Below are 7614 nucleotides of genomic sequence, written 5' to 3' on the forward strand. Positions count from 1 at the left end.
GGCAGTAAGATGGAAGTAACGGAGTTTGAAATTATCCCAGCTACCGGCTTGTACGACTAGTGCCATCAAACATAGCCCGACTAAGGAAGTAGTGCTGAGGGCTATTTTAAGTAATTTATTCATAATCCTCTTTCCCTGCCTAGATGTCACTGCTAACCTAAGGGTGTATCTCATTTTTGCTGTTTGACCCAATGGGTGGAACGGGCATCTTGCCTGTTAAAATTTTCGGACGGGCTGTCCCAAGGCTGAGGACGAAGCAGAAAATGAGTGTGAGCCCGTGGGTGGTGCGTTACGGGACGGGCTCTCCCAGGCGCTCAGAGGCGGAAAATCAGAGGCTTTCCGTGGGTGGTGCGTTACGGGACGTCCCTAACGCACCCTACGCACCCTACGCACCTGGCACCCTACGCAACTGCCCAACCTCAGCATCAGGGGCTGTGGCTGGAATCCCTAACCTTAGGGTGAGGGGATAACATGAAACCAAGGTGAGTGATATCTGAGAATTGGATTAAGGATTGATAGCTCGACCATTTTCAAATCGATCATGAAATCCAATGCTGATTAAAGTCCCAAACCGCTAAATGACATTTACCCTTACGATTCCTCATCGATCCGATTACCAACATCAAAAACAATTATAAATTCCGCATCAGGCATCAATCGTTTCAGGGCCCATAAATGTCCCTCCGCATCCGATCGATTGCGAAAGCGAGCAACAACAACTCGCTGCATGTCTTGATGCAGTCGCTCATGGGGGAAACCCCCAAGACCGCGCTGCATCGCTTGTGGTAACAGCCGAATGATCACCCACGGATGAAGCCGTTCAGAATAGGTCATCATGAAAGTATCTCCTTGTGATAGGGGAGCCAGAGCTAGCCCGTAGAGATTGGACGCTTCCCGGGCTAGCTCTTGACTCTGGGCGTCTCAGCGCCCACTGTTATACTATAGCACAAAAAATTTTATATTATAGCATATTTTAAAATATTGTAACAAATGGTCGGGAGTCGGGAGCAGGGACTTTTGAGCAGGTAAACGAAATATGTCCTAAGCTTTGCTTACACTGCTATAACAGCAGTTACTTTTATCAGTTTCCTATGAAAACTAACTTAAAGAAGTTAAATTAAATTTGTTAGAGTCAGTCACTGGGAAAACTTGACACCAAAAACAAAAGGAGCATTAGAGGTAAAAACAATTGTTTTTCTGAAAATTTCTTTAATTCTATATAGGTTCATTACCCATCCCACAGTATGCTTAATAAATAATAATCTATCTTGTTTCCACACTTTAATTAGGTCGAAGAATTTACTAATTTTTTCAAATCCTGAATCTTCCATCATTTTAATAACAATGGGATTGGAGCTAATTGTATAGACATTTTTTCCCCTTTGTACAGCATCTTCAACTGACTTATAAAATAAAGACTTTCCAATTCCTTGTCCTCTAAATTCTTTGAAGACAAACAGCGCTCCTATTTTATACCAATCCCGATTAATATCGTAATTTAAACACGCTCCCAGAAGGTTGCCTTTTTCATTTTCAGATACTATCACATGTTCAGCTTCAAGCCACTCCCTCAAAGAGTAACCCATAATATTAGGAGTAGATTTGATAGCTTTGACGAGCAACTTAGCTTCTGATTTGCTAACTTTCCTTTTTAAAACTGTGATCATGTTAATTAAGTAACTTATAGACAACTTAACTTAGCAAAGCTCTGATAAGTAGTAAGGTCGTTATTATTATACCTAGGTAGAGATTAAAGTAAGTATTAAAAACTCTTCTAATAAACCTAGTTACACTGTTTTGAATTTGAAAATCATCAATATTACCACAGTTAATTTCTAATAATAAATTGGTAGATTCATGTAAAGATTTTTCATAAAATCTGTACCCCAACAATATAATCAAGAGAGCCACAATACATAAAAAATAGCCCACATTTTGCCATAATATAGCCATCTCTGCCAAAGTTTTACTCCCGTAAACAACCTCAAAGCCAATGCCTATATTAATTCCCAGAAAAACTGCCGTATAGTTACCTATTCTTCCTACAAAAATACGAGAAAACTCTGTAAAGTTATTAGCAATTTTTTGGCAAATGTTTTTTTTAGAGGATACAAAAAACGAATGTTGATTTAATAGAGCTATTTTGACTTGCTTATCTCTTATTTTTCTTTGATATAGATTCAAAAATATCGAATCTTTTATTGCCGCATAAATGGTTACAGAACTCACAGGTAACCAAACAACTATATAATTAATCAAAGAGTAGGGCAAGTAACACAAATAAGGAAGCTTATACAAAGCAAATCCGTCATTACTCTCTAGTAAAACCCGATTTTTTGGATTTTGTGAATTCCACACATTTGCCAGTTTTTGTGGAGCCAAATCTAAATGGTAATAAGGTACTATTATAATAGTTGCTACAGCAATTGCTAGCATAACAATTCGAATGAAATTTCTGGCTTTTATATATTCTGGTAAGGTATTCCCCAAGCCAAAAAATTCACGCAATTCATTGCTGAAGACTATAAATCCTATATAAATTTCAGCCAGAGTAAAAATTATAGTGCGGATGAATTCAATAATCCACCCGTACTCTGTAAATTCTTGTAACCAAGGATCACTGCCATACCAAACATAGGAAGCCAATAGTGACAATCCGCTGCAAACTAGGAATAAAATTGTAATTATTAAAAATGCATAAGTAAAAATATATCCATCAGAGTCATCTTCATCAATAAAAAGATATTTTAATTTATTTGTAGTAATACTCAAAAATAACGGTTCAAAACCTTCATCTGAAAAAGATTCATCTAACGAGTTTTGTGGTGTGGTAATTAGTAACTTAAAACGTTGCTCACGGGGAGGTAAATAAAATTTCACATGCTGATAGTCGCTAACATCATCAACTACTATTAGGACATCACCTTCTAGCCAGTGTGACCAGCAAAAATTAATCTGACTTTGTAAATCTCCATCTTCAGGTGGCTGTAAACCTAACTTTGACTTGGCAAACTTTAGCACCTGATATCCTAAATCCGCTCCTTGCCCCTGTAACCAGCAAATTCCCCCTGGATAAATCTCTTTTTTCCAAGCAAGCTTAGCATATTGTCGCGCTAGTTCTGTTTTACCAGGACTGTCTTGTTCAGAATAAACCACAACCTTACCCTTTTGCTTCAACTGCTGGTGTAATGTTTCAATTTCAAGCTCTCGTCCGATGAATTCAACATCGCTAGGGGGAATATTTTGTGGTTCTACCTTTTTCGGTTCCGGTGTTGCTGGAAGAAATTGCACTACATTTGCTTTGGCAATATTGACTATCTTGTCAACCTGTCCCCCCGACACCTCTGTGGAGAAATCTGCTTGCAGCCTAGTTTTCAGAGCTTGATCTATGCTTGGATCAGTTGAAGTACTCGACTGCAATTGTTGGAGTAAAGCTTGACCTTCTTCATCCTGACGTAAGGATTCTATTAGACGCTGGGCGAGGCGCAGATCTTCATCTCTAAAATAACTACTAGATTCCATTTCCATTATGCTTGTCTTTAAACTACTGAATAGTTACATCCCCAGTATTACCAATATTTACAATATTTTTGACCTCTCCACCGTAGACTTGAACCAAGAACTGACTAATATCTTGTCCTTGAGTTGTATCCTTCATCAGTCGTTCTAACTCCTCTGCAAACTCCAAGTCAGCTTCAGCTTTTTCTGCCAAAACATCAATTAATGCTCTTTGGCGACTTTCAGTTGAAGGTTTCTCTTTTAGCCGTTATAGAGTTTGTTTTGCGTACTCATCTTCACTGAATTTAGTGATAATAGCTTGGTAGATAGATTTCGTTTTTTCCCAAACAGATTCACCAGCTTTGAGGGCTGCACCTTCACCAATTTTAGCTAGATAGGGAGCTAGTAGAGATACGGCAGATTTTGCTATTTCAAAATAATTCATATTTTTAGACCAATAATTTATCCATTAAAAATGGAGTATAAACCTCTGTTTTGAAAACTAATAATTACTTACTAGTCTTAAAGCTAGTCAACTAGCCGCAGGGGTTTAAATTGGCAATTATCCCAGGCAATCATCCACATGCCTATTTGATTTTTCAATAGATTAATCGATTAATCTCAAAGCTTAATTTCAAAGCTTATCTAATCCTTAGAATTACCATGATAAGTGCCTCTAATTTAGTGATATAGCATCAAATTTGTACGAATAAAGAATAACTCTTAATAAAAAATATAACATACGCAGTCTTGCTATAACTTAAGCCAATTCATTGATATTACTAAGCTATTTAGTTGATATTACTAAGCTATTTGGTTTAGTATTTAGGTATTATAAGTTAATGTTAATTTATTGATTATATTGTCAATGTTTAATTTTCACCAAACTAAGGTCAATATCCTTGACCTTAGTACAGCCACTCAACGCCATCGCTATATCCAATTCATCCCGTAACAATTGCAAGACATGGCGTACTCCCGCAACTCCTGCTACAGCTAATCCCCATAATACCGGACGACCTACCAACACGGCTGATGCACCCAAGGCTAGGGCTTTGAGGACATCAGTTCCTCGACGGATACCTCCATCGATTAATACCGGTAGATGATTTCCCACAGCTGCGACCACTTCAGGTAAGGCATCGATGGATGCGAAAGAGCTTGGGATTTGCTTTGATGACAAACAGCTCAGTTTTTAATTAGTAAAATCAAGATAATATAGACAGTTTATTTAACTAAAATGCTACCTTCTCTTACCAATTCGCTAACTTTACCTGGCATTCTGCAACGAAGATAGCGTGGTTGTACCCCGATAGAGCATGACGTTTCAAAGTCCTCACTTTTGTTTATCCAGCCGCCAACGCATTTCTTTAAGGCAAAAGTATTGGTCCAACATAATCGAACAGACCATCTAGCAGTGATTGGTACACTTCCATTACTAATCGAACCTCTGCTCAGAGAAGAGACTTTGATGTTACTAACCCACTTCTCTTTTGATTCAACATTGAAACTAGGATTAGCAGATATGAAATTATCAAGCTCTTGTCCGAGAGTGCCTGTTTCCGGAAGGCGTACAGAAAATATTCCATTCTCAAAGTTTGCACTACGTCCAGATGCAATCAAAACATCATTGCTTTGTCCTATCCCTTCACTGGTCTCCTGACTAGGAGATGTATAGGCAAAGGTTTCCAGTGGTTTGGGAATATCTACTACGGCTAAAGTGGTGATAATGGATGCTAAACCAAGGGTGCTTAATAAGTTCGGTAGTTTCATTAATTTTTCGGCATTTTGAGGATTTTAGTGTTTTGGTAATAGCACCCTATTTATTCTGATCAAAAATTGATATAGCTCTGGATTTATAGCGATGCAGCGCCGCCAAAGGGGGTTTCCCCCATGAGCGACTGCATCAAGAAGCGTTTATCCTCGCTATGAGGTAGGCTTTTAAACCTCAAAGTCCCCCTTGATAAGGGGGACCAACGGGGGATCCCTTTGTACCTCATGGCATAGAGAATTGCTATATTTCAGTTTCCAATAGATAAATCGATTAATATCAAACCTTATATAACTCTTATCATCACCCTGATAAGTGGCGGTAATTTAGTGAGATAGTATCAAAATATTCCCAATAAATAGTAATTTATATAGTGATTTTTCTAATCAAAGATAGCATACCTATTATTTCTATAATGTCAGCCAAGTCATTGATATTACTAAGCCAAATGTATTATTAGTCATTAATTAGTTGGTGACTAGTTATTGGTTAATTACTCTGGTCAATCTTTAATTGTCACCAAACTACGGTCAATATCCTTGACCTTAGTACAGCCACTCAAGGCCATCGCTATATCCAATTTATCCCGTAACAATTGCAAGACATGGCGTACTCCCGCAACTCCTGCTACAGCTAATCCCCATAATACCGGACGACCTACCAACACGGCTGATGCACCCAAGGCTAGGGCTTTGAGGACATCAGTTCCTCGACGGATACCTCCATCGATTAATACCGGTAGATGATTTCCCACAGCTGCGACCACTTCAGGTAAGGCATCGATGGATGCGATCGCACTATCCAATTGCCGACCCCCATGATTCAATTACAGTCAGTCAGTATAGCTAGCTCACCTACTCGATTGCTAGAGATTGGATTCTCTGTTTGTAAGCAGCACTGTCTAAGCCATCACCATCATTGGGATCCCAACCTTTTCTGTTGATTATTTCTTTTAGGGTATCAAGGCGTTTTACTGTTTCTGGGTGGGTTCTTAACATTGCAGGTTGATTGGTGGATTTTTTTTCTATGGTTATTAATTTTTGGAGAAATCCAGTCATGCCTGAGGAAGCGTAGCCAGCACCGTGCAACATTTCTAATCCCTTGCGATCCGCTTCATATTCCTGCTGCCTTCCTCGGGGAAGAGAGAAGGCGATATCCTCAAGAAGATTTATAATTGTCCCATACTCGATTTCAGTAAAGTTGTTGTCTTTGATAATCTGGCGCAGCTTCTCGATACTGTGTTTGCTAGTAATGTGAGCTATTTCGTGAGCTATCACTGCAGCTAACTCAGCTTCATTTTCTACCCCTTTCAGCAAGCCAGTATGAACATAAACAAAGCCACCCACCAAGGCAAAGGCATTTATAGTGTTGTCCTTGACTACTTGAAAGGTATAGGGAAAATTGGGGCGATCGCTATAGGGGATTAATCTCTGACCAATGTCTTGGACGTATTCAGTGATTTTGCGATCGCGGTAAATCTCCAGACCTTGATCAACTTCTTGTTGATTCAAACACTTACCCAGCTCTACTTCTTGTTGATCAGAAATGGTGATTAACTGAATTATCTCAATTCCTGCATCACCATCTAACCCACATGAGCCAAATGCTGATGAGGTATTGGGTAACCCTACCCCTAGACCCAGTCCCACAACTACCAGAATCAGCAGGTAAAACCATCGACGATGGGAAGCACGCTTAATCCAAGAGAATGGGTTTAACATAGTCGTCTATTTGAATAATCAAAAATAGGCTTGTAAGTATTCATTATTCAGCTTTCAGCAGTCAGCTTTCAGCAGTCAGCGATCGATTTAGTTAGCACATTTTTCATAAGCAGCTTGTCGTAGACCTTGGTAATAAATAGATTCAACACCCAAGGATTTTTCCAAAATTATATCCCACCTTAAGTTAGTAATAAATTTATCAATTATTGTCTTCCATTCTATATCCTGATCTGGTAAAATTATTCCGTAAAAATCACAACTTAACGGTCGGTCAGGAATTAAGATAAATTCCTGGAATGTCAGCCCTTGTCTTAAGGCTTCTGCCATTAAGAGCATGCCATCACTGGCAAAAGCCTCAATTTTCCGTTCGACAACATCTCTTAGAGCCAATTCTCGACCGTTAGAGCTTCTGTAAGGAGTGTCTACTATTTCAGCTAATGGGTAGGTACTGGAGATTAAGGTATGTGTATTTGAACCAGGAAGGACACCAATTTTTTTACCAGCTAGGGAAGTTTCAGGATTGAATATACCCTTCATTTCGGGTCTGATTATAAAATGTGTCCCGGAAAAATAAAAAGCAGTGGAGTAAGTAACTCCTGATAGTGGTGGAGCACTTTTGATCGT

General features: G+C 38.9%; 11 protein-coding genes. 1 reads left to right on the forward strand and 10 read right to left on the reverse strand.

Features of this window, described 5'->3' with window-relative positions:
- The first annotated feature begins 209 nt into the window (after window positions 1-209).
- Window positions 210-470, forward strand: a complete 261-nt coding sequence (locus F6K57_RS33225; RefSeq protein ID WP_293021026.1) for a hypothetical protein — start codon at window positions 210-212, stop codon at window positions 468-470.
- Window positions 471-591: 121 nt separating this feature from the next.
- Here the strand turns inward: F6K57_RS33225 and F6K57_RS33230 are convergent, their stop codons facing one another.
- From F6K57_RS33230 to F6K57_RS33275, 10 genes are all read right to left on the reverse strand, one after another.
- On the reverse strand, window positions 592-834 hold the full coding sequence (locus F6K57_RS33230) for a hypothetical protein (protein ID WP_293072251.1): 243 nt from the start codon (window positions 832-834) through the stop codon (window positions 592-594).
- 302 nt (window positions 835-1136) lie between these two features.
- On the reverse strand, window positions 1137-1667 hold the full coding sequence (locus F6K57_RS33235; protein ID WP_293072244.1) for a GNAT family N-acetyltransferase: 531 nt from the start codon (window positions 1665-1667) through the stop codon (window positions 1137-1139).
- Between the two features lie 25 nt (window positions 1668-1692).
- A complete protein-coding gene (locus tag F6K57_RS33240; protein WP_293072245.1) occupies window positions 1693-3528 on the reverse strand; it encodes a hypothetical protein in 1836 nt (611 codons plus the stop codon).
- A gap of 16 nt (window positions 3529-3544) precedes the next feature.
- Window positions 3545-3712, reverse strand: coding sequence for a hypothetical protein (locus F6K57_RS33245; RefSeq protein ID WP_293072246.1), 168 nt, complete (start codon window positions 3710-3712; stop codon window positions 3545-3547).
- Window positions 3713-3766: 54 nt separating this feature from the next.
- Window positions 3767-3943 carry a hypothetical protein gene (locus F6K57_RS33250; RefSeq protein ID WP_293072247.1) on the reverse strand — a complete coding sequence of 59 codons (177 nt, stop codon included), beginning with the start codon at window positions 3941-3943 and terminating at the stop codon, window positions 3767-3769.
- A 420-nt stretch (window positions 3944-4363) separates the two neighbouring features.
- Window positions 4364-4681, reverse strand: coding sequence for an alpha-hydroxy acid oxidase (locus F6K57_RS33255; protein ID WP_293021032.1), 318 nt, complete (start codon window positions 4679-4681; stop codon window positions 4364-4366).
- Between the two features lie 44 nt (window positions 4682-4725).
- Complete coding sequence (locus F6K57_RS33260; protein WP_293021033.1) at window positions 4726-5271, reverse strand: hypothetical protein; 546 nt, start codon at window positions 5269-5271, stop codon at window positions 4726-4728.
- A 500-nt stretch (window positions 5272-5771) separates the two neighbouring features.
- Window positions 5772-6095 carry an alpha-hydroxy acid oxidase gene (locus tag F6K57_RS33265; protein WP_293072248.1) on the reverse strand — a complete coding sequence of 108 codons (324 nt, stop codon included), beginning with the start codon at window positions 6093-6095 and terminating at the stop codon, window positions 5772-5774.
- 28 nt (window positions 6096-6123) lie between these two features.
- Window positions 6124-6990 (reverse strand): M48 family metallopeptidase, encoded by an 867-nt coding sequence (locus tag F6K57_RS33270; protein WP_293072249.1) that lies wholly within the window; start codon window positions 6988-6990, stop codon window positions 6124-6126.
- A gap of 87 nt (window positions 6991-7077) precedes the next feature.
- The coding region (locus tag F6K57_RS33275; protein WP_293072250.1) for a transporter substrate-binding domain-containing protein at window positions 7078-7614 on the reverse strand (537 nt) is incomplete at its 5' end.

The sequence above is a fragment of the Moorena sp. SIO4A5 genome (genome assembly GCF_010672005.1).
Lineage (GTDB): Bacteria > Cyanobacteriota > Cyanobacteriia > Cyanobacteriales > Coleofasciculaceae > Moorena.

Bases quoted from the DNA above. Each gene is read 5' to 3' on its own strand.
- F6K57_RS33230 (WP_293072251.1), bottom strand. From the start codon at position 834: ATGACCTATTCTGAACGGCTTCATCCGTGGGTGATCATTCGGCTGTTA.
- F6K57_RS33235 (WP_293072244.1), bottom strand. From the start codon at position 1,667: ATGATCACAGTTTTAAAAAGGAAAGTTAGCAAATCAGAAGCTAAGTTG.
- F6K57_RS33240 (WP_293072245.1), bottom strand. From the start codon at position 3,528: ATGGAAATGGAATCTAGTAGTTATTTTAGAGATGAAGATCTGCGCCTC.
- F6K57_RS33250 (WP_293072247.1), bottom strand. From the start codon at position 3,943: ATGAATTATTTTGAAATAGCAAAATCTGCCGTATCTCTACTAGCTCCC.
- F6K57_RS33260 (WP_293021033.1), bottom strand. From the start codon at position 5,271: ATGAAACTACCGAACTTATTAAGCACCCTTGGTTTAGCATCCATTATC.
- F6K57_RS33270 (WP_293072249.1), bottom strand. From the start codon at position 6,990: ATGTTAAACCCATTCTCTTGGATTAAGCGTGCTTCCCATCGTCGATGG.